The organism is Actinomadura rugatobispora (assembly GCF_055379765.1).
Window position 1 is genome coordinate 11,594,623 of record NZ_AP029191.1, and the last position, 25,009, is coordinate 11,619,631.

The window sequence follows — 25,009 nt, forward strand, 5'->3', positions numbered from 1 at the left end:
CTTGCCGAAACGGATGTCCGAAATTACCGTTTTGTTATAACGCTAGGGGGTGGCGGCGGGCTCCCCGCACAGCCGCAGCGCGTTGGCCACGATCCGGTGCCCGGCCCGCCCGGTCGCCGTCAGGATCGACTCGGGGTGGAACTGCACCGCCCACCGCCGCCGCGCCGGGTCCTCGATGGCCATCACCACGTCCCCGGTGAGCGCGGTGACCTGGAAGCCCTTCACCTGATCGGGCGTGGCGTGCAGGGAGTGGTAGCGGGCCGCGGTGAACTCGTCGGGCAGGCCCTCGAACAGCGCCCCGCCCGCCACCTTGACCCGTCCCGGCTTGCCGTGCGACGGCTCGGGCAGCAGCGCCAGTTCGCCGCCCGCGTGCTCGACCATCGCCTGCAGCCCCAGGCACACCCCGAAGACGGGCAGCGCGCGCTCGTCGAGGGCGTCCAGCAGCGCGCCGGTGGCGAAGTCCTCCGGACGGCCCGGCCCCGGCGACAGCACGACCAGGTCGGGCGCGTGCTCGTCCAGCATCGGGACCGGGAAGCCGTGCCGGAGCGTGACCACGTCGCAGCCCTCCTGGCGGAAGTAGTCCGCGAGGGTGTTGACGAAGGAGTCCTCGTGGTCGACGACCAGGACTTTCAGGCCCTCCCCCGCGCGCTCCCCCTCCGGGCCGCCGGGCGCGGCGGCGGCGCCGTCCCGCGCGCCGTCGTCCTGCACGCCGGACGCCTGCGACTCGGCCAGCGCGCCCAGCAGCGCGCTCGCCTTGAGGTGGGTCTCCCGCTCCTCCTCGTCGGGGTCGGAGTCGTACAGCAGGGTGGCTCCGGCGCGGACGGTCGCGATCCCGTCCTTGATCTGCGCGGTGCGCAGCGTGAGCCCGGTGTTCATCGACCCGTCGAAGCCGACGAACCCGACCGCCCCGCCGTACCAGCGGCGCGGGGTGTCCTCGTGGTCCTCGATGAACTGCATCGCCCAGGTCTTGGGGGCGCCGGTGACCGTGACCGCCCACATGTGGGTGAGGAAGGCGTCGAGCGCGTCGAAGCCGGGGCGCAGCCGCCCCTCGATGTGGTCGACGGTGTGGATCAGCCGCGAGTACAGCTCGATCTGCCGCCGCCCCAGGACCCGGACGCTGCCCGGCACGCAGATCCGCGACTTGTCGTTGCGGTCCACGTCGGTGCACATGGTCAGCTCCGACTCGTCCTTGGCCGAGGACAGGATCGTGCGGATCTGCTCGGCGTCCTCCAGCGCGTCGGCGCCGCGCCGGATCGTCCCGGCGATCGGGCAGGTCTCCACCCGGTCCCCGCCGACCCGCACGAACATCTCCGGGGAGGCCCCGACCAGGTGCTCGCCCTCGCCGAGGTTGAACAGGAACTCGTACGGCGCCGGGTTGGTCTCGCGGAGCCGCTCGAAGAACGCCGGGGGCGAGTCGCAGCGGGCGGACATCGCGTGCCCGGGGGTCACCTCGAAGAGGTCGCCGCGGACGAACTTCTCCTTGGCGTCCCGGACCATCTGCGCGTACACGCCGGGGACCGGCTGCGGGGGCAGCTCGGCGGCGGCGGAGGGCTCGAGGGCGGGCGTCGGCTCGGTCTCGCGGGACAGTCCCGCGGTGCTCGCCCCGTCCACCTCGAAGTCGTAGGACATCCGGTGCGAGGTCTCCCGCTTGCGGTCGACCACGATCATCTCGTCGGCCAGGTGCAGCACGAGGTCGCGCTGGTCGGCGGAACGCTCCAGCCGGGTGCGCAGCGGCTCGAACTGCAGCGACAGGTCGTAGCCGAACGCCCCGTACAGGCCCAGGTGCGGATCGTCGCAGCGGAACAGGTCGATCACGGCGCGCAGCGCGCTGAAGACGGTGGGCTGGCGGCTGCGCTCCTCCTCGGGGAAGAACCCCTCGGCGGGCGGCACGTGCACCCGCACCGAGCCCGGCTCGTCGGCCCGCGCCTCCCCCACCGCGCGCAGGACGGCCGCGATCGCGGGCAGCACCACCCGGCCCCGGCCGTTGAGCGCCCGGGCGGTGACCGTGCGCCCGCGCGCGACGATCTCCAGGCACGGGTCCAGGTAGGCCATGTGCCAGCGGCTGTAGCGGCCGGGATACTCCATGCCGGAGCTCAGCACGCCGCCCCGCCGCTCGCCCAGGGCGGCGACGAGGTCGTTGAGCACGTCGGACCTGCGTTCGGAATCGACCGGTGTCGCCGTACGGGTCACCCGTACTCCCCCGGCCGTCGTGAACTCGCTGCACTGCGATCGTTCTGGGACGGTCTCCACCGCGGTGGCCCCTCAAGATCGGGCCCTCTGCCCGGGGCCGCCGCGAACACGGGACGACCGCCGGGTGAGGGCGGTCGCCTGGATGTCGGAACAGCTCGAACCGGCGCCGCCTCAGCGGCGCCACCACCACCGGCGCGGGCGGGTCACGGTTCGCATGCGGAGAGCGTACCCGCAGGCGGGGCCATGGGCCAAGCCGCCGCCCGCCGTGTCGCCCCAGGGTTTGCATCAGCGGCGGACCTTGCCATCATGAGAGCGCAAGGGTTCGCTTACGGAACGGGGGCCGGCTCCCATGACGAGCGCGGGCAGGGAGAACACCGAGTTCGAGCTGCGCGGGGTCAACCACCTGGCGCTGGTGTGCAGCGACATGAAGCGGACGGTGGACTTCTACCAGGGCGTGCTCGGCATGCCGCTGATCAAGACCATCGAGCTGCCGATGGGCTGGGGGCAGCACTTCTTCTTCGACTGCGGCGGCGGGAACGCGCTGGCCTTCTTCTGGTTCCCGGACGCGCCCGAGCCGGTGCCGGGGGTGTCGGCCCCGCGGAACCTGCCCGACCGCGGCGAACTGCTCTCGGCGGTCGGATCCATGAACCACATCGCCTTCGACGTGCCGCCGGAGCGGATCGAGGAGTACCGGGACCGGCTGATCGCCAAGGGCGTCGACGTCGGCACCCTGCTCAACCACGACGACAGCGAGTTCGGCGTGGCGCCCGAGCCGCACGACGGGGTCTTCGTGCGGTCGATCTACTTCAAGGACCCCGACGGGATCCTGGTGGAGTTCGCCGCCTGGACGCGGGAGCTGAACTCCCCCGGCGACGTCCGGCACGAGCCGAAGACCTCCGCCGACCGCACGGTCTGATCCCCGGCCAGGTAACGGCACGGCGCGCACCACGCGGCACGCCTTCCGGTCCTGGCGACGAAACCCCAGGTCAGTCGTCCCTTTTTCGACCCGGTGTGGATGGAACGATCCACCCAAGTCGTGCCGTCACCGATATCCCCTTGTGATCCCGGTCGGGGTAGGCTCACGCAGTTTTCACCCCTGTGACCGGGCCGGACCGCGATCCGGGCGGCCCGCGCGACGAGGAGGACCTGTTGGCCTCGAGCTCCCAGGAACCGCCGCAGCCGCGGCGTTCCGACCGCAGCCCCTGGAACTGGCTGTTGATCGTTCCGGTGCTGATCCCCCTGCTGACCTTCCTGTTCAACCGTGACGAGCCGCGGATCGCCGGCTTCCCCGCCTTCTACTGGATCCAGTTCCTGTTCATCCCGCTGGGCGTGACCTGCACGGTGATCGTCTACCGCGCGACCAGGAAGCGGGGCTGACGTGTCCGACCACATCCCCGAACTGATCATCTTCACCGTGCTCTTCCTGCTGGTCAGCGGGATGGGCTTCGTCGCGGCCCGGTGGCGCCGGCCGGACACGATGGACAGCCTCGACGAGTGGGGGCTGGGCGGCCGCAGCTTCGGCAGCTGGATCACCTGGTTCCTGATCGGCGGCGACCTCTACACCGCCTACACCTTCGTCGCCGTCCCCGCCCTCGTCTTCGGCGCGGGCGCCGCCGGCTTCTACGCGGTGCCGTACACCATCGTGGTCTACCCGCTGGTGTTCCTGGTGCTCATCCGGCTCTGGTCGGTGTCGCACGTGCACGGCTTCGTCACCCCGGCCGACTTCGTCCGCGCCCGGTTCGGCTCGCCCACCCTGGCGCTGGCCGTCGCGATCACCGGGATCGTGGCGACGATGCCGTACATCGCGCTGCAGCTGGTCGGGATCGAGGCGGTGCTGAAGGCGATGGGCGTGCACGGCCACCTGCCGATCGTCATCGCGTTCGCCATCCTGGCCGCCTACACCTACCAGTCGGGGCTGCGGGCGCCGGCGCTGATCGCCTTCGTCAAGGACATCCTGATCTACCTGGTGATCATCGTGGCGGTGCTCTACATCCCGTCCCGGCTGGGCGGCTGGGACAACATCTTCGGCGCGGCGCAGGCCAAGTTCGAGAAGACGCCCGCGCCGTCCGACGGCATCCTGCTGGACGGCACCAACCAGCTCAACTACGCGATGCTGGCACTGGGCTCGGCACTGGCGCTGTTCCTCTACCCGCACAGCATCACCGGCGTGCTGGCCAGCAGGAACCGTAACGTGATCAAGCGGAACATGTCGGCGCTGCCCGCCTACAGCTTCGTGCTCGGCCTGATCGCGCTGCTGGGCTTCATGGCGATCGCCGCCGGGGTGACGCCGGTGACCACCGACGGCAAGGCCGACACCAACACCGTCGTGCCGCTGCTGTTCGACAAGATGTTCCCCGACTGGTTCACCGGCGTGGCCTACGCGGCGGTCGGGATCGGCGCGCTGGTCCCGGCGGCGATCATGTCGATCGCGGCGGCGAACCTGTTCACCCGCAACATCTACAAGGAGTACATCCGCAAGGACGCCACCGACAAGCAGGAGGCCACGGTCAGCAAGATCGTCTCGCTGCTGGTCAAGGTCGGCGCGGTGGCCTGCATCCTGCTGCTGGACCCCGAGTTCTCCATCGACCTCCAGCTGATCGGCGGCGTGATCATCCTGCAGACGCTGCCGGCGGTCGCGCTGGGCCTGGTCACCCGCTGGTTCCACCGCGGCGCCCTGGTCGCCGGCTGGGCGGCGGGCCTGCTGGCCGGTCTGTGGATGCTGTACCAGATCCCCAACCCGGCCAAGGGCAAGGAGCACTTCGGCGGCTCGGCGTACAAGCTGAGCGAGCTCGGCCTGGACACCAAGATGACGGTGTACGTGGGCATGCTGGCCCTGGCCGTCAACCTGGTCGTGGCGGTCGCCGGGACGTTCGTCTGCCGCGCGGCCAAGCTCGCCGACGGCGAGGACGCGACCCGGGCGACCGACTACACGGCCGACGAGGGCGACCCCAAGGTCAAGGACCTGGAGCTGACCAGCAGCACCTGATCCCGGCACGATCCCCCGGCGCGGCACGAGCCGGGGGCAGGGCCCGGTCACCGCGAGGCGGTGGCCGGGCCCTCGCGCGTGCGCGGCGGGTCCGGGCCGGGTCAGGTGGCGAGATGGCGGGGGTTGGCGACCAGGAGCTTGTCGCGGACGGCCTCGGTCAGCGCCGCCTTGACCTCGGCGTGGCGCCCGTCGGTCTCGCCCGCCCGGATCGCCGCCGCCAGCGCCGCGTCGTCGGCGTAGCCAAGGGCCTCCAGACGAGCGCGGTGCCGCTCGGCCTGGGCGGGGCCCTCCGCCATCTCCCGCTCGACGATCGACAGGGCGTTCACCGCGACGAGGGCGTGGAAGCGGGTGCGGCCCTCCAGTGCGCCGAGCACGTCGCGTTCAAGGAACTCCCGTACCGCCTCCACCAGCTCGCGGGCGGAGGGGGCGTCATGGGGCTGGGCCATCGCGCGGCTCCTCGGTCGGGTGCCCGGTCGCGTCCCCGGTCGAGGACGGAACGGGATCCTACAGAAGCACCGAATCCGATTCCAGACTTGACAGCGCTCCGCTCCGGGGATCATTCTCAACGCTAACGTGAACGTTAATGTGAGCCAGGCAACAGAAAGGCGTCCCCGGATGACGACCGCCCCCCGGTCACCCGCGAGCACCGCGTCCGTGCTCCTGGCCTGCGCGCTCCCCGCCGCGGCCGCCGCCGCGCTCCTGCAGCCCGCGACCGCCCACGCCGCCGGCCCGGGACGCGGCATCGACGTGCGGATCGCCAGCTACAACACCTGCGGGCACGGTTGCCTGCCGAGCACCCGGGAGTGCGTGGACACCATCGGCCGGGACTGCGCGACCAAGCTGCGGCCCTGGGCCGGCGGCCGCGCCGCCCAGGTCGCGGACGACATCGCCCGCGCCCGGGCCGGCGTCGTGGTCACCCAGGAGATCGGCAACAACGCCACGCCCAGCCAGCCCGGCGTGGACGTCGAGTCCTTCCGCGCGCCGCTGACCGAGGCAATGCGGCTGCGCGGCTACGCCGAAGCCCCCGCCGACTACGCCGGGACGCGGCATCCGGTGGACGGCTACCCGCTGAAGTCCGGTGCGGGACGGTTCACCTACTACGACGCCCGCCGCTTCTCCCACCTGGACGACTCCGGCCGCCCGCTCCCGCACGACCTGCTCTGGCTGCCCGACTCCACCGAGATCTACGGCAAGACGATGACCTGGAACACCCTCCGCGACCGCCGCACCGGCGCGCGGTTCGTGGTGGTCAACATGCACCTGGAGTTCCGCAGGAACGGCGCCACCGACCCCAACGGCTGGACCAAGAACTGGGACCAGGTCCGCCACGCCGACGCCCGGCGCACCGCCGAGCACCTCACCCGCGACAACCCGGCCACCCGGCGGCTGCCCATCGTGTTCGCCGGGGACATGAACTCGGCGACCCGCGAGGACGGGGCGAGCGCGCACGACGCGTTCGCCGACGCCGGGTACGCCGACGCGCTGGACCTGGCCCCGCCTCAGCGGCGCCACGGCACCGAGTACGCCTCGTTCAACGGAGGGAAGATCCCCTTGCCCAAGGGCGACAAGATCGATCACGTCTACGTCAAGGCCGGGACCCCGGTGCGGCAGTGGACGCTCGTCCCGCAGACCACGGCGCAGTCCGGAGCCGCCTGGGACCTGCTCCGCTCCGACCACAACCTGACGCACACCACCGTCCGGCTGGCGGTGACCCGATGACCGGCGGCCCCTCTTCCCTCACCGCGGACCTGCGGCACGCCGACCCGGCCCTGTCCCGGTTCAACCCGCTCAGGCGCATCCTCGTGCACGACGACTTCAACACCGGCACGCACGGCTGGATCGAACTGCTGGGCAACTACGACGGGCACGGGAACCTCGACACCGTCGACGACCACATGCGCGACTTCCGGCCCCCGCAGCTCAGCTCGTGCAACTTCTTCGACGTGGGCACGCACGGCGCCATGTCCGGCACGTACGCGCTGAAGGTCGCCACCCGCCCGCTGGCCGGGCACACCGGCGTCGCCATCCGGCGGCTCACGATGGCCGGGCGCGGGCGGGTGCAGTTCGAGACGTACCTGACGTTCAAGACCGAGGCGGCCTCGGCGGAGAACCAGGCGGCGAGCAAGGCGGGCGGCGGCGAATGGGACGCCAACTTCCACCCGTCGGAGAACCAGTTCGGCGCGTTCACCGTCGCCACCGACATCTGCGACGGCGTCCGCTACCACTGCGTGGCCCGCTACCTCAACACCGACCTGGACAACCGGCCGCGCCGCGAGTGGATCTACCCGACCGTGCCGGAGCCGACCCCGCGCGAGCACTTCGAGGGCAAGCTCAAGCTGCCGCCCACGGCCGACTTCACCGCGCCCGGCCGGGACGACTGGAAGCCGTTCGGCGGGCCTCAGGAGCTCTGCTACAACGAGGTCCCGACCAAGGTCAACTGGCACTACCTGCGCTGGCTGATCGACACGGACACCCGCTCCAACATCGAGCTGCAGCTCAACGACACCGTCTACGACATGCGGGACGTGCCGGTGCCGCCCTACGACGAGGAGTACGGGTCGCTGCAGAACCTGCTCAACTTCTACGTCTCCGTCCGCACCCACACCGACGTGCGCAACTTCCTGTACCTGGACTCGGTCCTGATCTCGGTGGACTGGTGAGCGCGGCGATGAGCAGGAGTTCTTCGAGCATGCGACAGTCGTTCACCGCCGTCCTGGAGCGCAACCGGACCCTGTCGGGCGAGTTCGCGACCGAGCCGTACGAGGTGGCGTGGGCCGCCGAGGCGCGCTGGTTCGTCCGGACGCTGGAACGGTCCGAGCCCGGCGTCCGGCTGCGGGTGACCACCCAGGTCTCCCCCGACGGCCTGCACTGGTGCGACCTGGACGCGGCGCGGGAGCTGGAGGGGGACCTGGCCACCTGGACCTCCGCGGAGTTCGGCGGGTGGCTGCGCCTCAAGGGCACCGTGCAGGCCGGCGGGAAGCCCGGCGAGAACGACGAGCCCGCGGCCGCCAAGGTGATGATCTATCTCGCGCTGAAGAGCTGAGGTGCGGCCATGGTGATGCGCAGGCGCGAGTTCCTCGCCCTCGCCGGGCTGGCCGCCTCCAGCGTGCTGGCCGGCGGCTGCGGCGCGGCGGGCGGCGGCGGGTCCGCGCCGGACGGGTCGCTGCGCGCCGCGTTCGGGCAGCCGGTCACCGACCTGGACCCCTACAACGCCGGCACCGCCGTGGACGAGGCGTCGCTGATCGTCAAGCGGCTGGTGTTCGACACGCTGGTCCGCCGGGACGGGGAGCGCCTCGTCCCGGGGCTGGCCGCGCGGTGGCGGCGCGAGGGCGACACCACCTGGGTGTTCGAGCTGCGCGGCGGGGTGCGCTTCCACGACGGCACGCCGCTGACCGCCCGGGACGTGGTGGCGTGCCTGAAGCGGACGCAGTCGGTGAAGTCGGCGCAGAGCTCGCTGTGGGCCGCGGTGACGTCGGCGCGGGCGGACGGCGACCACACGGTGGTGTTCGAGACCGACGGGCCGATGGCGACGCTGCCGGTCAACCTGACGCTGCTGTTCATCGTCCCGGAGCGGCTGGTGGCCGACCCCGCGCAGAAGCGCCGCCCGATCGGCTCCGGCCCGTTCCGCGTCACCGGCTTCACCCCCTCGACCAGCGTCGAGCTGGCGCGGTTCGACGGGTACTGGAACGGGCCGGCGGCGCTGCCGGGGGTGTCGATGCCCTACATCGCCGAGACCTCCAGCGCCATCACGGCGCTGCGCAACGGCGAGGTCGACCTGCTGTGGCCGGTGCCGTCCGACCAGCTCCCCGAGGTGCGGGCGGGCGGGGTGTCGGTCCGCACCGTGCCGAGCTGGACGTACTACCTGACGTGGTTCCACTGCGGGCGGCGGCCGTTCACCGACCCGCGGGTGCGGCGGGCGATGTGCCAGGCCCTGGACCTGGAGGAGATCGTCGGCCGGCTGTTCGGCGCGGGCGCGGAGCGGATGCGGGCGCCGATCCCCCCGACCGTGTTCGGGTACGCCGAGCAGCCGCCGTACGCCCACGACCCCGGCGCGGCGCGGCGGGCGCTCCGCGACGCCGGGCTCGGCGAGGGGTTCACCACCTCGATGATGTGGTTCGACGCGACCGGGCCGCTGGCCCGCGAGCTCGCCCAGACGATGATCTCCTCCTGGGCGGAGATCGGGGTGACCGTACGGCCGCAGAGCATCGAGAAGGCCCAGTGGCTGCAGCGCCTCAACGTCCTGGACTGGGACATGGAGCTGCAGACCAACACCGTCACCACCGGGGACGCCGCGTTCACCCTCGGCCGCCTCTACACCTCCAAGGCGAACCGGATGGGCTACAGGAACCCCGAGCTCGACGGAATCCTCGCCGCGGCCGGGAGGGAGGCCGACGGCGGGCGGCGCGCGGAGCTGTACGGGCGCGCCTGCCGGATCATCTGGTCCGACGCGGTGGGGATCTTCCCCGCCGCGCTCACCACCGCCTACGGGCTGCGCTCGGACCTCACCGGTTTCACTCCCGCGGCGAACAACCAGCCGGACCTGTCCGCGGTCAGGAGAGGGTGACCCCGTGCACCGAGACGACACCCCCGGGAGGACCCCATGACCCCGCGACGCAGGGCCACCCTGCGCGACATCGCCGCCGCGCTCGACCTGTCGGTCAACACCGTCTCGCGCGCGCTGGCGGGCAAGGACGCGGTCAGCGAGGAGACCCGCGAGCGGGTCCGGCGGGAGGCCGAGCGGCTCGGCTACGTGCCCAACACGATGGCCCGGTCGCTGGTGCTGCGGAACGCGATGGCGATCGGGCTGGTGATCACCAACCCGTCCAACCCGTTCTACGCCCGCCTGATCAGCGCGATCGAGGAGCGCGGCCGGGTGCACGGCTACTCGCTGATGCTCATGGTCACCGAGGACAGCGTCGACAACGAGCGCCGCGTCGCCGAGGAGCTGATGCGGTGGGGCGTGGACGGGGTCCTGGCCGTGCCCGTCCAGCACGGCGCCGACCACTGGGACCGGCTGCGCAGGTCCGGCACGCCCGTCGTGCTGCTCAACCGCGACCTGCCCGGACTGGACGCCGACCTGGTCGGCGTCGACTACTACGACAGCGCCCGCCGCGCCACCGGGCTGCTGCTGGACGGCGGCGCCCGCGACCTGTACCTGGTCGAGGAGGACCTGGACATCTCCCCCGTCGCCGAGCGCGTCCGCGGGTTCCGCACCGTGCTGGACGAGCGCGGCGTCACCGTCGGCGACGACCACATCATCCGGGTGCCCACGCGGCGCCGCGAGTCCAGCTCGCAGCCGTGGGACCCGGTCGACTCCTACGCGATCGGGCGCGAACTGGCCGCCCGGGTCGGGCCCGGGAGCGCCGTGCTCGCCGGCAACGACTACTTCGCGCTGGGCGTGTACCGCGCGTTCACCGAGCACGGGCTGGCCGTCCCCGGGGACGTGGCGGTGGCCGGGCACGGCGACCACCCGTTCGCCGCGTACCTGAACCCGCCGCTGACCACCGTCCGGCTGCCCGCCGCCGAGGTCGGCGCCACCGCCGTCGACCGGCTGCTGGAGCGCATGGGCGGCGAGGGGGGCGAGGCCGCGACGGGGGCGCCGCGGACGACGCTGCTGCCCGCCGAAGTGGTCGTCCGGGCGTCCACTGGTTCCACGGGGTCCACCGGGACGGAGGTTCCCTGATGGGACGGTTCCTGCTCAGGCGCGCGGGCCAGGCCGCCGTGGTGGCCCTGGGCGCGATCAGCCTGGTGTTCGTGGTCGTGCGGGTCGTGCCCGGCGATCCCGCGACGCTCATCCTCGGGCCGGACGCCAGCGCCGACCAGCTCGCCTCGGTGCGGGCGGACTTCGGGCTGGACCGGCCGCTGTGGCAGCAGTACCTGACCCACATGGGCGAGGTGCTGCGCGGGGACTTCGGCGACTCCTGGAGGCTGGGCGGCGGCGCCATGTCCGCCGTGCTGGACCGGTTCCCGGCCACGCTGGCGCTGGCCGCGCTGGCCCTGCTCATCACGCTCGGCGCCGGGTTCCCGCTCGGCATGGCGTGCGCCCGGCGTCCCGGGAAGGTGCTGGACCTGCTGGTCTCCACCGGCTCGCTGGTCGGGCAGGCGCTGCCGTCGTTCTGGCTCGGGATCGTGTTGATCCTGGTGTTCGCGCGGGAGCTGCACTGGCTGCCGGGCACCGCCGGCGGCGGGCCGGAGGCGGTGGTGCTGCCCGCGGTGACGCTGGCGCTGCCGTTCGTCGGCTGGCTGGCCCGGCTGGTGCGCAACGGCGCCCTGGAGGAGGTGGCCAAGGACTACGTCCGTACCGCCCGCGCCAAGGGCACCGGCGAGGGCGCCGTGATGTACGTGCACGTGGCCCGCAACATCGCCGTCCCCGTCGTCACCGTGCTCGGCCTGCTGATGGGCAACTTCATCGCCAACGCGGTGATCGTCGAGGTGGTCTTCTCCTGGCCCGGTCTCGGCTCGCTGATGGTGGACGCCATCACCAACCGGGACTACGCGGTCGTGGAGGCGGCGATCGTGACGGTCACACTGTCCTACATCGTGTTGAACCTGCTGGTCGACGTCCTGTACGTGGCGCTCGACCCGCGCCTGACCCCCGACGCCGCATGAGCGAGGACACAGCATGAGCACCGTCGCGACCACCGCCCCCGGCCCGTCCCGGACGCGGTCCCTCGCCGCGCTCCGCCACCGGCTGCCCGCGCGGGCCTGGGCCGGGCTGGCGGTGCTGGCGCTGTTCGTCGCGGCGGCCGTCGCCGGGCCGTGGCTGCGGCCCTACGACCCGGTGGCCACCGACCTGGCGCACCGGCTGCTGCCGCCCGGCTCGGCCACCGCCGGCGGCACCGCGTGGCTCGGCACCGACCAGGTGGGCCGGGACATGCTCGCCAACCTGCTCGCCGGGAGCCGGGTCTCGCTCGCGGTGGCGCTGGCGACCGTGCTGATCGGCGGCGCCGTGGGGCTGCTGGCCGGGCTCGTCTCGGGCTACTTCGGCGGACCGCTCGACACCCTGCTGTCGCGGGTCGGGGACGTCCAGCTGGCCTTCCCCTCGATCCTGCTGGCCATCCTGATCGCCGGGGTGCTGGGCCCGAGCATCACCAACATCGTCATCACCCTGGCGGTGACCCGCTGGGTCATCTTCGCCCGGGTGGTGCGGGCGTCCGCGCTGGCCACCCGGGACCTGGAGTTCGTCGACTCGGCCCGCGTGCTCGGCGCGGGCCACGCGCGCATCCTGTTCCGGCACGTGCTGCCGTCCTGCTGGCAGCCGCTGCTGGTCGCCGCGACCGTGCAGATCGGCCTGACCATGGTCGCCGAGGCGTCGCTGAGCTTCCTCGGCCTGGGCATCCCCGCCGACGCCGCCTCGTGGGGCGCGACCGTCTCGGCCGGCCGCGACCACCTCGGCTCCGCCTGGTGGATCTCCACGGTGCCCGCGCTGGCGCTGGCCGCCGTGGTCACCGGCGTCGGCGTCGTCGGGGACGCGTTCCGCGACATCGCCGACCCGCGCACGCAGATCTGAGCTCTGAGATCCGCGATCTGAGAGAGGCATCCATGACCACCCCTCCCACCCCGACCGCCCGCCCCGCCCCCGTCCCCGCCGGCTCCGGCGGGGAGATCGCCGCCGAGCTGCGCGACCTGCACATCGGGTTCGGCGCCGGCGGGCGCGCCGTGCCCGTCGTCCGCGGCGTCAGCCTGACCCTGCGCCGGGGCCGGGTGCTGGCGCTGGTCGGCGAGTCCGGCAGCGGCAAGAGCCTGACCTCGCTCGCCCTGATCGGCCTGCTCCCGCCCGGCGCCGCCGCCACCGCGGGCGGCGTCGTCCTCGGCGGCGAGGACACCGCCTGCTTCTCCGCCCGGCGGTGGCGGGAGGTCCGGGGCCGCCGGGTCGCGATGGTCTTCCAGGACCCGATGGCCGCCCTCAACCCCGGCTTCAGCGTCGGGCGGCAGGTCGCCGAGCCGTTCCGGCGCCGGCTCGGGGACGACCGGCGCACCGCCCGCGCCAAGGCCGTCGCGCTGATGACCGAGGTCGGCATCGCCGACGCCGCGTCCCGCTTCGACGCCCACCCGCACGAGTTCTCCGGCGGCATGCGGCAGCGCGCGGTGATCGCGATGGCGCTGGCGCTCGGACCGGAGGTGCTGCTGGCCGACGAGCCGACCACGGCGCTGGACGTCACCGTCCAGGCGCAGATCCTGCGGCTGCTCGCCCGCCGGCAGCGCGAGGCCGAACTGGCGACGCTGCTGGTCTCGCACGATCTCGGCGTCGTCGCGCGGGTCGCCCAGGAGGTCGCGGTGATGTACGCCGGCCGCATCGTCGAGCAGGGCCCCCTCGACCCGGTCTACACGCGGCCCGCGCACCCGTACACGCTCGGGCTGCTGCGCGCCGTCCCCGATCCCGGCACGGCGGCGGGACGGCTGCGGCCGATCCCCGGGCAGCCCCCGGACCCGCGGCGGCTGCCGGGCGGGTGCGCGTTCCATCCGCGCTGCCCGTTCGCCACCGCCGCGTGCCTGACCGACGACCCGCCGCTGCTCCCCCTCGACGGCGGGGACGCCGCCGCGGGCCGGGCCGTGGCCTGCCACAACTCCACCGCCGTCCTGGCCGAGGCTCCGGAGGCACGATGAGCACCACGACCGAGACCGCCGGCCCCGGGGTCGTCCTGCGGGTCCGCGGCCTGGAGGCCGGGTACGAGCGGCGCGGCGGCCGCGGGTTCGGGCGCGAGCGCGTCCGCGCGGTCGCCGGGATCGACCTCACCGTGCGGGCCGGGCGGACCCTGGGGATCGTGGGCGAGTCGGGGTGCGGCAAGTCGACGCTGGCCCGGGCGATCGTCGGGCTGCGCCCCGCGTTCGCCGGGTCGATCGAGTTCGCCGGGCACGACCTGGCCGCCACCCCGCCGCGGCGCCGCCGGCGGCTGAGCCGCGACCTCCAGATGGTCTTCCAGGACCCCTACACCTCCCTCAATCCGCGGATGACGGTCGCGGCGGTCATCTCCGAGGGGTGGCGCGTCCACCCCGGGATCGTCCCGCGCGACCGGTACGGCGCCGAGGTCGCCCGGCTGCTCGACCTGGTCGGGCTGCGCGCCGAGCACGGCGCGCGGCACCTGCACGAGCTGTCCGGCGGCCAGTGCCAGCGGGTCGCCATCGCCCGCGCGCTGGCGCCGCGGCCGAAGCTGATCGTGTGCGACGAGGCGGTGTCGGCGCTGGACGTGTCGGTGCGGGCCCAGATCCTCAACCTGCTCGCCGAGCTCCAGGCCGATCTGGGCGTCGCCTACCTGTTCATCTCGCACGACCTGGACGTGGTGCGGCACGTCGCGCACGAGGTCGCGGTCATGTACCTGGGCACGATCGTCGAGCAGGGCGATGCCGCCGAGGTCTTCGCGGATCCGCAGCACCCGTACACGCGGGCGCTGCTGTCGGCGGCGCCGTCGGTGCACGACCGGCCGGGCACCGGCGGGGACGGCGCGGCGGACGGCGAGATCGTGCTCGCCGGCGACGTGCCCTCGCCCGCCTCGCCGCCGAGCGGGTGCCGTTTCCGCACCCGCTGCTACATGGCCGCGGACGTGTGCGCCGAGAAGGCGCCCGAGCTGGCGGTGCACGGCGGCCTGGGCCGCCCGGTCGCCTGCCACTTCGCGGACGCGGCGGGCGGCACCGCCCCTCCCGCGCCGACGCCCGCCTGACAATCCGCTCAGAACAGGACGTGTCCCGCCCCTCCGCCGCGCCGGGCCCGCGAGACTCGCCAAGAGTCGGCAAAGATAGCCGCGGCGACGCCTTGAGCGAGGGCAGGCTCGGGAATCACCCACGGCGGTGAACGGTGCCGGGCGGCGCCGTTCACCGCTTTGGGCCGTCCCGCGCCCGCGAGCCCCCGGCGGGCCCGCGCCACCGCAGGAGACAGGGGACACGGAGGGTGAGAGCACCGATGAGGGTCGCCACCGTACGCGCACGGACCGTCACCGCCGCCACGCTGACCGTGGCCGCGTTCGCCCCGGGGGTCGCTCTCGCCCCGGCCGCGCGCTCCGACGACCTCGACATCGCGCCCGCGACCGTCCGCGCGGGACGTTCGGTCACCGTGTCCGGCGCCTGCCAGATCGACGACCGCAGGGTGACCGTCAGCGGCGCCGCCCGAGGCACGGGCAAGGTGAGCGACGGCTGGTTCAGCGTGCGGGCCCGCATCGTCCGCGACCGCGCGGGCGGCTATCGGATCAAGACCACCTGCTTCGGCTCCGGCTTCACCCAGGAGGGCCTGGTCAGCGTGACCGCGCCGGTCCGCCGGAAACCCTTCGAGCCGCGCGAGCCGCGCGGCTGGGCCAAGACGGGCGGCGGCGGAGCGCAGCCGGACCGCCTGGGGTGGACGCTGACGGGCCTGGCGCTGCTGGCGTGCGCCGGCGGAGTCGGCGCGATGGCGCTGATGCGCTCCCGGGCTGCCCATGGGAGGCCGTAACGGCGGGTACGCCGTCGCGGCGCTGCTGGCCGTCGCGGGCGCCCTCGCGGTGGGCCACGGCGCGCGCGACCGCGAGCCGGGCGTGCACTACCGCGACTTCGGCGGGCCGCGCGCGCTCTGGCACATCCCCGACGGCGACGCGCTCCCCGCCTCTCCCCCGTCCCGGATCGAGATCCCCGGCATCGGCGTGGACGCGCCGGTGATGCGGGTCGGGCTCAACCGGGACGGCACGGTCGGCGTCCCGCCGCTGAACCGGCCCGAGCGCACGGGCTGGTACGAGCACGGCCCTCCCCCCGGCAGCCGCGGGCCGTCCGTCGTCCTCGGCCACTACGACGACCTGGGCGGCCCCGCCGTCTTCCACAAACTGCACGAGATCCGCCCGGGAGCGCGCATCAAGGTGACCCGGCACGACCGCAGTGTCGCGGTGTTCCGCGTGGACGCGATGGAACGCGTGCCCAAATGGGAGTTCCCGCGCGCGCGTGTGTACGGGAAGGTGCGCTACGCCGGGCTGCGCCTCATCACGTGCGGCGGGAAGTACGACAGGGCCGACCGCTCCTACAGCGACAACCTCATCGTGTACGCGCACCTCACCGGGGCTGACGGACGCTAGCGCCGACCGGGGTCCGCTAGGGCAGCATCTGCAGCACGTCCCACTCGTTCTCGGCGACGCGCCGTCCCAGGACGGCGAGCTCCACCGACCGCTCCCCGCCCGACAGGTGGCGCCGCGCCTGCATGGCGCAGATGATGCCCCAGCGCGCCACGCCGAACATCTCCCACCAGTGCAGCTCGTCGCGGTCCACCGCGCCGCCGCCGGCCTTCTCGTAGGCCTCGATGAGCTGCTCGTAGGGGCCGAACCCGCCGACGGGCTGCGCGGATCCGAACCGCCAGGCCTTCGCGCACAGCCAGCCGAGGTCCTCGATCGGGTCGCCCACGTGGACCAGCTCCCAGTCCAGCACCGCGCGGATGCCGTCGGGGCCGACGATGAAGTTGCCGTTGCGGAAGTCGCCGTGCACGACGGCTGGCGGCCTGGCGGGCGGGCGGTTGCGGTCCAGCCAGCGCAGGGCGAGCTCCAGCGCCGGGTGCGGCTCGCCGATCTCGTCCAGGACGTCCAGCCAGGTGCGGAGCTGGTCGGCGCGGTCGAGGCCGTCGACGGCGTCCACCGGGATGCGGTGCACGGCCGCGAGGATCTCGCCGCACTGGGCGGCCAGCCGGCCGCGGACGGCGGCCAGCCCCGGATCGCGCAGGATGCGGCGCGGGATGCTCTCGCCCTCGATCCGCTCCATCACCACGAACTCGGCGCCGAGCGGGCCGTCGTCACCACCCGCCGCGATCACCTCGGGGCTGGGCACGCCCGCGGCGGCCGCCGCCCGCATCAGCTCGGCCTCGCGCGTCAGCGGCGCCCCGGCCAGGGCGCCCTCGGTGCCCAGCCGCAGGATCAGCGGACGGGTCTCCCCGGCCGCGGTGACCGCCTCGAACGCGCAGGTGATCCGGGAGGCGCCGCCCTCGGCCCTGCTCAGGCCGTGGACGCCGACTCCCGGGCCGTACCGTTCGGCGAGCACACCGGCCAGCGGGCCGGCCAGCCCCTCCAGATCCATCCGCACTCCCAGCCGTCGGGGCGACCACCCGGATAAGTGATCGCTTTCCCCATCCTGGCACGCGGGGCGGCGGGCGGGTCAGGCGCGCCCGTAGGAGTCCTCGAGCCGCTCGATGTCGTCCTCGTCGAAGTGGCCGAAGGCGATCTCCATGACGCGCACGGCGGGGCCCGAGGAGCTCAGCCGGTGGGTGTCGCCGGCCCGGATCAGCACCCGCTCGCCGACCTCCGGCTCGATCCGGCGCCCGGCCACCTCGAACACCGCGCCCGGGTCGAGCGCCACCCACAGCTCGTCGCGGTCGCGGTGGCGCTGCAGGCTCAGCCGCTGGCCCGGCTCCACGTGGATCAGCTTCACCGTGGACGGCTCGTTCAGGGTGAAGCGCTCGAAGCTCCCCCACGGCCGCCGCTCGGTCACGACGGAGGGTTCGGGCCTCAGGTCGGTCTGCACAGTCACCTCGGAGATCATCGTTCGTGGCACGTCTCGGCGGGACGCCGGGGCAGCCCCCCGGGCAGTCCCGCCAGGATCAGGTCGGCGAGGCTGTCGACGACCATCGCGCGGGGCACCTCCCCGGCGTGGTCGAGCCACCAGTCGCCGGCGGTCTGCACCATACCGACGACGGCGTGCCCCCACACATAGGCGCGGGTCGGGTCGATCCCGTCCCCCTCGGCGATCATCACCTCGGCCAACTCCCGGCTCACCTCGCGGATCATGGTGCTCATCACGCTGTGCGTGGCGGCGTCCTCCGCGCTGGCACGGTGCATCAGGAAGCGGTAGAGGTTCAGGTTCGCCGAGACGGTGGCCAGGTAGGTGTCGATGGTGGAGCGGGTGCGGGCGCGCACCGAGCCGGAGCGGGAGAACTCCGCCCGGATGCCCTCCACCAGCCGCCGCGTGTGCCGCCCGGCCAGCGCCTGGTAGAGCCCGCTCTTGTCGCCGAAGTGGCGGTAGAGGATCGGCTTGCTGATCCCCGCCTCCGCCGCGATGGCCGCCATCGACGCCTCCGGGCCCTCCCGCTGGATGACCCGGTCGGCCGCCTCGAGCAGGGCACGCCGCCGGTCGGGATCGCGCCGCGATCCCGCCCTCGCCGTGCCCGTGGTCGCCATGGTCAGAACCGTACGCTACTACCGGGGCCGGGGACCGGCGGCCGGGCAACGTTCATGATCGCTCTCCGCCGCGGCGGACGGCCGGGCGAGGAGGGCCGGGTAAAGATGTGGCCAACCGCGTCCCCAGACAAGGCGGTCGCCGGGTATGGGCTCGGACATGACCGAACGGTCATCGGACCGGAAGTCCGGTGATGGTACGGCCGATGACCAGCCGCTGAATTTCGCTGGTCCCCTCGAAGATGGTGAAGATCTTGGAGTCCCGGTGCATCCGCTCGACCGGGTACTCGCGGGTGTAGCCGTTGCCGCCGAGGATCTGGATGGCCTCCTCGGTGACCCGGACGGCCGCCTCGCTGGCCATGAGCTTGGCCATGGAGCCCTCGGCGTTCTCGAACTCCTTGCCGGTGCGGGCCATCCACGCGGCCCGCCACACCATCAGCCGGGCGGCGTCGACCTGGCACTTCATGTCGGCCAGCTTGAACGCGACGGCCTGGAAGTCGCCGATCTTGCGGCCGAACTGCTCGCGCTCCCGGGCGTACTGCAGCGCGTAGTCGTAGGCGGCGCGGGCCACGCCCAGCGCCATGGCGCCCACCGAGGGCCGGGTGGTCTCGAAGGTCTTCATGGCGGCCTGGCCCTTGGCGCTCTTGCCCTCGCGCACCCGGGCGATCCGCTCGTCGAACTTCTCCTTGCCGCCGACGATCAGCCCGGCGGGGACGCGGACGCCGTCCAGGATCACCTCGGCGGTGTGCGAGGCGCGGATGCCGTGCTTCTTGAACTTCTGCCCCTGCCTCAGCCCGGGGGTGCCGGGCGGCACGATGAAGCTGGCCTGGCCGCGGCTGCCCAGCTCGGGGTGCACCGAGGCGACCACCACGTGCACGTCGGCGATGCCGCCGTTGGTGGCCCAGGTCTTGGTGCCGTCGATCACCCACTCGTCCTTCGCCTCGTCGTAGACGGCGCGGGTGCGGATGGCGCCCACGTCGCTGCCCGCGTCCGGCTCGGAGGCGCAGAACGCGCCCAGCCTGACGTCGTCGGGGGTGCCGAACATCTGCGGGACCCACTCGGCGGTCTGCTCGGGGGTGCCGACGGCGGCGACGGAGGCGGCGGCCAGGCCGGTGCCCACGATCGACAGCGCGATCCCGGCGTCGCCCCAGAACAGCTCCTCGAAGGCGACCGGGATGCCGAGGCCGGTGGGCTCCAGCCACTGGGTGGCGAAGAAGTCCAGCGAGTAGAGGCCGACCTTGGAGGCCTCCTGGATCAGCGGCCAGGGGGTCTCCTCGCGCTCGTCCCACTCCTCGGCGGCGGGACGGATCACATCGCGCGCGAACTCGTGGACCCACTGCCGGACCTCGCGCACGTCCTCGCCGAGGTCGATCGAGAACGGCTTCGGCTCGGTGCTCGTCATCGTTATTGACCCTCTCTCCAATATTTGCTGTTACCAACGGTAGCACCGAGGCCCGCCGACAAGGGGGACAGCATGGGAAGAGTCACAGAGAGCGAGCGGATATACGCGGATCCGCACAAAGATCGCCGGAGAACACTCACCCGAGGAGTGATCGCGGACGGCGGGCCGCCGGTGGCCCCGCGGGCGCCGGCGGCGGACCGCACCCGATGCGGCAGCGACGCTGCTGCCGGCATCAAGCGAGGGCGCCCCGGACGCCGTCGGCCGGGGCGGGTCAGGAGAGCAGCGGGCGGCGCGCCGAGACGTAACCGGGGACCTCGGCCATGGGCGGGCGCTCGCCCACGCTCACGTCGCGGACGTGCGCGTCATGGCCGCCCGGGCCGCGGCGGAACTGGGTCAGCGCCGTGGAGGGTGCCTCCAGCGGGAGCATCCGGCCGTGCCGCTGCAGGCGCGACCAGGCGGTCAGCAGGATCTGCGACGACATCGCGCCGAGAGCCTCGTTGGACTGGTGGGAGTGGACCCGGCGGCCGAGGTCGACCTGGGCGATGGCGTCCAGCCCCGCGTCCTGGAACACGTCGAGGAGCAGGCCCAGCTCCACGCCGTACCCGGTGACGAAGGGCAGCCGTTCCAGCAGGGCGCGGCGGCCGGCGTACTCCCCGCCCAGGGGCTGCATGACGCCCGCCAGCAGCGGCCAGTGCAGGTTGATCAGCGGCCGGGCGACCAGCTCGGTGACGCGCCCGCCGCCGCCCTCGACCTTGAGCTCGCCGTTGACCAGCGGGCGGTCGTAGCAGCCCTTGACGTAGCCCACCGACGGATCGGTGAGCAGCGGGCCGAGCAGGCCGGTGACGTAGGCGGTGGAGAAGCCGCGCAGATCGGCGTCCACGAAAACGATCAGATCGCCCCGGGTGGCCGCGAGGGACTTCCACAGCGCCTCCCCCTTCCCCGACATCCGGCCCGTCTCCGGCAGCACGGAGTCCTGCGCGACCACCTCGGCGCCGGCGGCCGCGGCCACCTCCGCCGTGCGGTCGGTGGACCGGGAGTCGATCACCACGATCTCGTCGACCAGGGGGGCCTGATCGATCAGTTCGGCTCGGATGGCGGCGACGATGGCGCCCACCGTCTCCTCCTCGTCGCGGGCGGGCAGCACCACGCTGATCCTGGTGGCGCCCTTCGCCGCGAGCAGGGTGTCGAGGGGCCAGTCCGCCGTATCGCTGGTACGGCGGCGCCACCACGACGCGACCTCAGGCAGCACGCGATCTCCCTTCCGTCGGGATCGTCCGGGGGGACAAAGACGTCCTTAGAACAGGAAACGCCATGTCACCGCAGATGATTCACCGTTGGAACGGGCCCGTTCGAGCCGACCCGAGAACTTAACGTCGGGACAACACATCGGTCATTCGGCGGCATGCCGGTCCAAGAAGGTGTAAACATCCGCCTCGTCCACCCCCGGGAAGGCCCCGGGGGGCAGCACCGAGAGCACGTGGGAGTGGGCGCGCGCCGACGGCCAGGCCATGCCCTCCCAGCGTTCGGCCAGCTCCACCGGCGGCCGCTGGCAGCAGTCGCCGTCCGGGCAGGCCGACCGCACCCGGTTGGTGGTCTCCCGGCCGCGGAACCAGCGGGAGTCCTCGAACCGCACCCCCAGGGTGATCGCGAAGTCGCGCTCGTGGCTGGGGTCGATGTGCGACAGGCACCAGTACGTCCCGGTCGGGGTGTCGGTGTACTGGTAGTAGACCGAGAAGCGGTCGGCGGTCTGGAAGACGTGCCGGCCGGCCCACTGGCGGCACATCCGCTGGCCCTCGATGGCGCCGTCCTCGTCCTGCGGGAAGATCAGGCCGTCGTTGGCGTAGGCCTTGTAGATGGTGCCGTTCTCGTCGTTCTTGGTGAAGTGCAGCTGCAGGTCCAGGTGGTGGGTCGCCACGTTGGTGAAGCGGTGGGCGGCCATCTCGTACGACACCGAGAACACGTCGGCCAGGTCCTCCACCGACAGCTCGCGCGCCTCCTTGGCCTCCTGCAGGTAGGGGACGACGGCCCGCTCCGGCATCATCATCGCCGCGCCGAAGTAGTTGGCCTCCACCCGCTGGCGCAGGAAGTCGGCGAAATCCTTGGGCACGTCGTGGTCCAGGGCGATGTGCCCGAGCGTCTGGAGCAGGATGGTGCGGGGCGTGTGCATGCCCAGCTGCTCGCGCTCCAGGTAGATGCGGCGGTTGCGCAGGTCGGTGATCGAGCGGACCGAGCGCGGCAGGTCCTGGACGTACTGCAGCCCGAACCCGAAGTGGTTGACCAGGGTCATCAGCATGCCCTGCGACACCGCCCCGCCCCGGTAGCCGATCGCGTCCAGGGTCTGGGTGGCGACCCGCTCGATCTCGGGGAAGTAGTTGCCGCGCTCGTGCATCTGGCGGCGCAGCTCGGCGTTGGCCTTGCGCGCCTCCTCGGGGCTGGCGGTGGGCTTGGTGCGGCTGCGCCGCAGCTCGCCGTACAGGGCGAGGATGTGCTCGATCACCTCGTTGGGCAGCCGCTTGCTGACCTTGAGGTGGGACACCCCGAGGGAGCGGTACAGCGGGTCGCGCTGCGCCTCCTCCAGCGCGATCTCCAGTTGCGCGCGGCGGCTGGGCGGCTGCCGGCGCAGCAGCTCCTCGACCGGGACCTCCAGCGCGGTGGCCAGGGCCTGCAGCAGCGACAGCTTGGGCTCGCGCCGGCCGTTCTCCAGCAGGGAGAGCTGGGAGGGGGCCCGGCCGACGCGCTCGCCGAGATCCGACAGCGTCATGCCGCGGGCGCGCCGCAGATGCCGCAGCCGCTGCCCGAAGGTGACGAGGTCTACGTCGCTCGTCAAGTTGAGGGGTTCTTCTGGCCGCAAGGTCGTCACAGCTTCAGATTACCGGAAATTTCGCAGTTCTTCTGTTACTTGCGAGTTCATCCGGGGGTTGCGGCCGGGGCATAGTCGAGGCAAGCACCCAGGGGACGACACAGAAGGGCACATCATGAGCGACAGTCGCCTCAAGGGCGCAGCCGACGAGCTGCAGAAGCAGTGGGAGACCGACGAGCGCTGGAAGGGCATCGAGCGGACCTACACCGCCGAGGACGTCATCCGCCTGCGCGGCTCGGTCCAGGAGGAGCACACCCTGGCGCGGCTCGGCGCCGAGCGCCTGTGGAAGCTGCTGCACGAGGAGGACTACGTCCACTCCCTCGGCGCGCTGACCGGCATGCAGGCCGTCCAGCAGGTCAAGGCCGGCCTCAAGGCCATCTACCTGTCGGGCTGGCAGGTCGCCGCCGACGCCAACCTGGCCGGCCAGACCTACCCCGACCAGAGCATCTACCCGGCCAACTCGGTCCCGGCCGTGGTCCGCCGGATCAACAACGCGCTGCTGCGCGCCGACCAGGTCCAGTGGTCGGAGGGCTCGGGCGACACCCACTTCCTGGCGCCCATCGTCGCCGACGCCGAGGCCGGGTTCGGCGGCGTGCTCAACGCCTTCGAGCTGATGAAGGGCATGATCGCCGCCGGTGCGGCGGGGGTGCACTGGGAGGACCAGCTGGCCTCCGAGAAGAAGTGCGGGCACCTGGGCGGGAAGGTCCTCATCCCGACCTCGCAGCACGTCAAGACCCTCAACACCGCCCGGCTGGCCGCCGACATCGCCGGCGTCCCGTCCCTGATCATCGCGCGGACCGACGCCGAGGCCGCGACCCTGATCACCACGGACGTGGACGAGCGCGACCGCGAGTTCCTCACCGGCGAGCGCACCGGCGAGGGCTTCTACCGGGTCCGCAACGGCATCGAGCCCTGCATCGCCCGCGCCAAGGCCTACGCGCCGCACTCCGACCTCATCTGGATGGAGACCGGCACGCCCGACCTGGAGGTCGCGCGCAAGTTCGCCGAGGCGGTCAAGGCCGAGTACCCCGACCAGATGCTGGCCTACAACTGCTCGCCGTCGTTCAACTGGAAGAAGCACCTGGACGACTCGACCATCGCCAAGTTCCAGCGCGAGCTCGGCCACATGGGCTTCAAGTTCCAGTTCATCACGCTGGCCGGCTTCCACGCGCTCAACTACGGCATGTTCGACCTGGCGCACGGCTACGCCCGCGAGGGCATGACGGCCTACGTCGACCTGCAGGAGCGCGAGTTCGCGGCGGTCGACCGCGGCTTCTCGGCGGTCAAGCACCAGCGCGAGGCCGGCACCGGCTACTTCGACCAGGTCAGCACGGCGATCGCGCCGGACTCCTCGACCACCGCCCTCAAGGGCTCCACCGAGGAGGCCCAGTTCCACTAGGCCGCCGTCATCGGCCGCGGTCCCCTCACCGCTTCCTCAGTCCTGACGGCCCGGTCCTGAGGGCCGGTCCTGAAGCTCACTGAGGAAAGCCGACCCAGCCCCGGTCGGCACGAGGAAGGCCCCTCCTCCGTCCCTACACCCGGAGGAGGGGCCTTCTGACGTCCCGGTCACCACGGACCGGCCCCGGCGCGAGTCGCGTGGCGGACCTCCGGGCCGTATGCTCACGGCGAGTGGGCGTCTTTCCGTGGGTCGCGTGGTACGCGTTCAGGCGGCACACCGCCTACCCGCTGGGCGCCGTCGCGGAGGCGGTCACCAACACCGTGTTCGGGTTCATCCGCGCCTACATCCTCATCGCCCTGTGGAACGAGCGCCCGTCCCTGGGCGGCTACGAGGTGGCGGACGCGGTCACCTTCTGCTTCCTCACCCAGGCCCTCATCGGCCCCGTGCAGCTGTTCGGCGGGCTCGAGCTGACCGAGCGGATCCGCAGCGGGGACGTGGCGATCGACCTGCACCGTCCCGTCGACCTGCAGGGCTGGTGGCTGGCCGACGACCTGGCGCGCGCGGTCGCGGCCCTGCTGCTGCGGGGCGGACCTCCGCTGGCGGCCGGGGCGGTCGTCTTCGAGCTGCGCTTTCCGGGGCCGTGGGGGCTGGCGGCGTTCTCGCTGGCGCTCCTGCTGGCGGTGCTGGTGGGCTTCGGCCTCCGCTACCTGGTCGCGCTGGCCATGTTCTGGCTGCACGACGACCGGGGGCTGCAGTCGGTCTCGCTGATCCTGGCGATGTTCTTCTCCGGCCTGATCCTGCCGCTGGTGGCCTTTCCCGGATGGCTGGGCGGGTTCGCGCAGGCGACGCCGTGGGCCGCGCTGATCCAGGTCCCCGCCGACGTCTTCCTCGGCAAGCACACCGGGACGGGCCTGGTGGAGGCGCTGGCGTTCCAGGCGGCGTGGGCGGTCGCGCTGCTGGCGGCCGGCCGCGCGCTGACGCTGGCGGTACGGCGGAGGCTGGTGATCCACGGTGGCTGAGGGGACGGCGCGCCGCCCGGGCCTGCCGGCCGAGGTCTACGACC

24 protein-coding genes are annotated in these 25,009 nt (G+C 72.7%); 16 read left to right on the forward strand and 8 right to left on the reverse strand.

Translation table 11 applies throughout. From position 1 onward, the window contains the following. Positions 1–42: 42 nt before the first annotated feature. Positions 43–2,190 (reverse strand): anthranilate synthase component I, encoded by a 2,148-nt coding sequence (locus ACZ466_RS51955; RefSeq protein ID WP_378290479.1) that lies wholly within the window; start codon positions 2,188–2,190, stop codon positions 43–45. A 349-nt stretch (positions 2,191–2,539) separates the two neighbouring features. Here ACZ466_RS51955 and ACZ466_RS51960 point away from each other — a divergent pair, with 349 nt between their 5' ends. The 3 genes from ACZ466_RS51960 to mctP all read left to right on the forward strand — a co-directional run bounded on the left by ACZ466_RS51960 (position 2,540) and on the right by mctP (position 5,176). Continuing rightward, complete coding sequence (locus ACZ466_RS51960; protein WP_378290481.1) at positions 2,540–3,106, forward strand: VOC family protein; 567 nt, start codon at positions 2,540–2,542, stop codon at positions 3,104–3,106. A 233-nt stretch (positions 3,107–3,339) separates the two neighbouring features. After that, entirely contained in the window at positions 3,340–3,567 is a 228-nt protein-coding gene (locus ACZ466_RS51965; protein ID WP_378290483.1) for a DUF3311 domain-containing protein, read from the forward strand. A 1-nt stretch (position 3,568) separates the two neighbouring features. Further along, positions 3,569–5,176, forward strand: coding sequence for a monocarboxylate uptake permease MctP (mctP, locus tag ACZ466_RS51970; RefSeq protein WP_378290485.1), 1,608 nt, complete (start codon positions 3,569–3,571; stop codon positions 5,174–5,176). Positions 5,177–5,277: 101 nt separating this feature from the next. On the opposite strand, the gene ACZ466_RS51975 is transcribed toward mctP, so the two are convergent. Further along, positions 5,278–5,622: a DUF6285 domain-containing protein gene (locus ACZ466_RS51975; RefSeq protein WP_378290487.1), complete on the reverse strand. Its 345-nt coding sequence runs from the start codon at positions 5,620–5,622 to the stop codon at positions 5,278–5,280. Positions 5,623–5,791: 169 nt separating this feature from the next. Here ACZ466_RS51975 and ACZ466_RS51980 point away from each other — a divergent pair, with 169 nt between their 5' ends. The 11 genes from ACZ466_RS51980 (at position 5,792) to ACZ466_RS52030 (ending at position 16,206) form a co-directional block, all read left to right on the forward strand. Further along, positions 5,792–6,895: an exonuclease/endonuclease/phosphatase family protein gene (locus ACZ466_RS51980; protein WP_378290489.1), complete on the forward strand. Its 1,104-nt coding sequence runs from the start codon at positions 5,792–5,794 to the stop codon at positions 6,893–6,895. Then, positions 6,892–7,836: a DUF6772 family protein gene (locus tag ACZ466_RS51985; protein ID WP_378290491.1), complete on the forward strand. Its 945-nt coding sequence runs from the start codon at positions 6,892–6,894 to the stop codon at positions 7,834–7,836. Before ACZ466_RS51980 ends, ACZ466_RS51985 begins: the two co-directional genes overlap by 4 nt. A 29-nt stretch (positions 7,837–7,865) precedes the next feature. Next, a complete protein-coding gene (locus ACZ466_RS51990) occupies positions 7,866–8,219 on the forward strand; it encodes a hypothetical protein (protein WP_378290493.1) in 354 nt (117 codons plus the stop codon). 9 nt (positions 8,220–8,228) lie between these two features. Next, positions 8,229–9,740 (forward strand): ABC transporter substrate-binding protein, encoded by a 1,512-nt coding sequence (locus ACZ466_RS51995; protein ID WP_378290495.1) that lies wholly within the window; start codon positions 8,229–8,231, stop codon positions 9,738–9,740. 36 nt (positions 9,741–9,776) lie between these two features. Then, on the forward strand, positions 9,777–10,859 hold the full coding sequence (locus ACZ466_RS52000; RefSeq protein WP_378290497.1) for a LacI family DNA-binding transcriptional regulator: 1,083 nt from the start codon (positions 9,777–9,779) through the stop codon (positions 10,857–10,859). Continuing rightward, positions 10,859–11,785, forward strand: coding sequence for an ABC transporter permease (locus tag ACZ466_RS52005; RefSeq protein WP_378290499.1), 927 nt, complete (start codon positions 10,859–10,861; stop codon positions 11,783–11,785). The genes ACZ466_RS52000 and ACZ466_RS52005 overlap by 1 nt, the downstream gene beginning before the upstream one ends. Positions 11,786–11,798: 13 nt before the next feature. Continuing rightward, positions 11,799–12,686 (forward strand): ABC transporter permease, encoded by an 888-nt coding sequence (locus ACZ466_RS52010; protein ID WP_378290501.1) that lies wholly within the window; start codon positions 11,799–11,801, stop codon positions 12,684–12,686. Positions 12,687–12,718: 32 nt separating this feature from the next. Next, positions 12,719–13,783, forward strand: coding sequence for an ABC transporter ATP-binding protein (locus ACZ466_RS52015; protein WP_464042291.1), 1,065 nt, complete (start codon positions 12,719–12,721; stop codon positions 13,781–13,783). Beyond that, on the forward strand, positions 13,780–14,835 hold the full coding sequence (locus ACZ466_RS52020; protein WP_378290505.1) for an ABC transporter ATP-binding protein: 1,056 nt from the start codon (positions 13,780–13,782) through the stop codon (positions 14,833–14,835). Before ACZ466_RS52015 ends, ACZ466_RS52020 begins: the two co-directional genes overlap by 4 nt. Before the next feature lie 239 nt (positions 14,836–15,074). Continuing rightward, complete coding sequence (locus ACZ466_RS52025) at positions 15,075–15,596, forward strand: hypothetical protein (protein ID WP_378290507.1); 522 nt, start codon at positions 15,075–15,077, stop codon at positions 15,594–15,596. Next, complete coding sequence (locus tag ACZ466_RS52030; RefSeq protein ID WP_378290509.1) at positions 15,583–16,206, forward strand: class F sortase; 624 nt, start codon at positions 15,583–15,585, stop codon at positions 16,204–16,206. The genes ACZ466_RS52025 and ACZ466_RS52030 overlap by 14 nt, the downstream gene beginning before the upstream one ends. 16 nt (positions 16,207–16,222) lie before the next feature. Here the strand turns inward: ACZ466_RS52030 and ACZ466_RS52035 are convergent, their stop codons facing one another. The 6 genes from ACZ466_RS52035 to ACZ466_RS52060 form a co-directional block, all read right to left on the reverse strand. Then, on the reverse strand, positions 16,223–17,191 hold the full coding sequence (locus ACZ466_RS52035; protein WP_378290511.1) for a phosphotransferase family protein: 969 nt from the start codon (positions 17,189–17,191) through the stop codon (positions 16,223–16,225). Between the two features lie 78 nt (positions 17,192–17,269). Continuing rightward, positions 17,270–17,641, reverse strand: coding sequence for a phosphomannose isomerase type II C-terminal cupin domain (locus ACZ466_RS52040; protein ID WP_378290513.1), 372 nt, complete (start codon positions 17,639–17,641; stop codon positions 17,270–17,272). A gap of 8 nt (positions 17,642–17,649) precedes the next feature. Further along, a complete protein-coding gene (locus ACZ466_RS52045) occupies positions 17,650–18,288 on the reverse strand; it encodes a TetR family transcriptional regulator (RefSeq protein ID WP_378290515.1) in 639 nt (212 codons plus the stop codon). A gap of 169 nt (positions 18,289–18,457) precedes the next feature. Next, positions 18,458–19,687: an acyl-CoA dehydrogenase family protein gene (locus tag ACZ466_RS52050; protein ID WP_378290517.1), complete on the reverse strand. Its 1,230-nt coding sequence runs from the start codon at positions 19,685–19,687 to the stop codon at positions 18,458–18,460. 271 nt (positions 19,688–19,958) lie between these two features. Continuing rightward, positions 19,959–20,936 carry a glucosyl-3-phosphoglycerate synthase gene (locus ACZ466_RS52055; protein WP_378290519.1) on the reverse strand — a complete coding sequence of 326 codons (978 nt, stop codon included), beginning with the start codon at positions 20,934–20,936 and terminating at the stop codon, positions 19,959–19,961. A 141-nt stretch (positions 20,937–21,077) separates the two neighbouring features. Continuing rightward, the gene (locus ACZ466_RS52060; RefSeq protein ID WP_378290521.1) at positions 21,078–22,514 is read right to left on the reverse strand and encodes a helix-turn-helix domain-containing protein; all 1,437 of its coding nucleotides are present in this window, start codon (positions 22,512–22,514) and stop codon (positions 21,078–21,080) included. Positions 22,515–22,662: 148 nt separating this feature from the next. Here ACZ466_RS52060 and aceA point away from each other — a divergent pair, with 148 nt between their 5' ends. Both aceA and ACZ466_RS52070 read left to right on the forward strand, forming a co-directional pair. Next, complete coding sequence (gene aceA / locus ACZ466_RS52065) at positions 22,663–23,946, forward strand: isocitrate lyase (protein ID WP_378290523.1); 1,284 nt, start codon at positions 22,663–22,665, stop codon at positions 23,944–23,946. 230 nt (positions 23,947–24,176) lie between these two features. Beyond that, positions 24,177–24,965 (forward strand): ABC transporter permease, encoded by a 789-nt coding sequence (locus tag ACZ466_RS52070; protein WP_378290525.1) that lies wholly within the window; start codon positions 24,177–24,179, stop codon positions 24,963–24,965. The last annotated feature ends 44 nt before the right edge of the window (positions 24,966–25,009 follow it).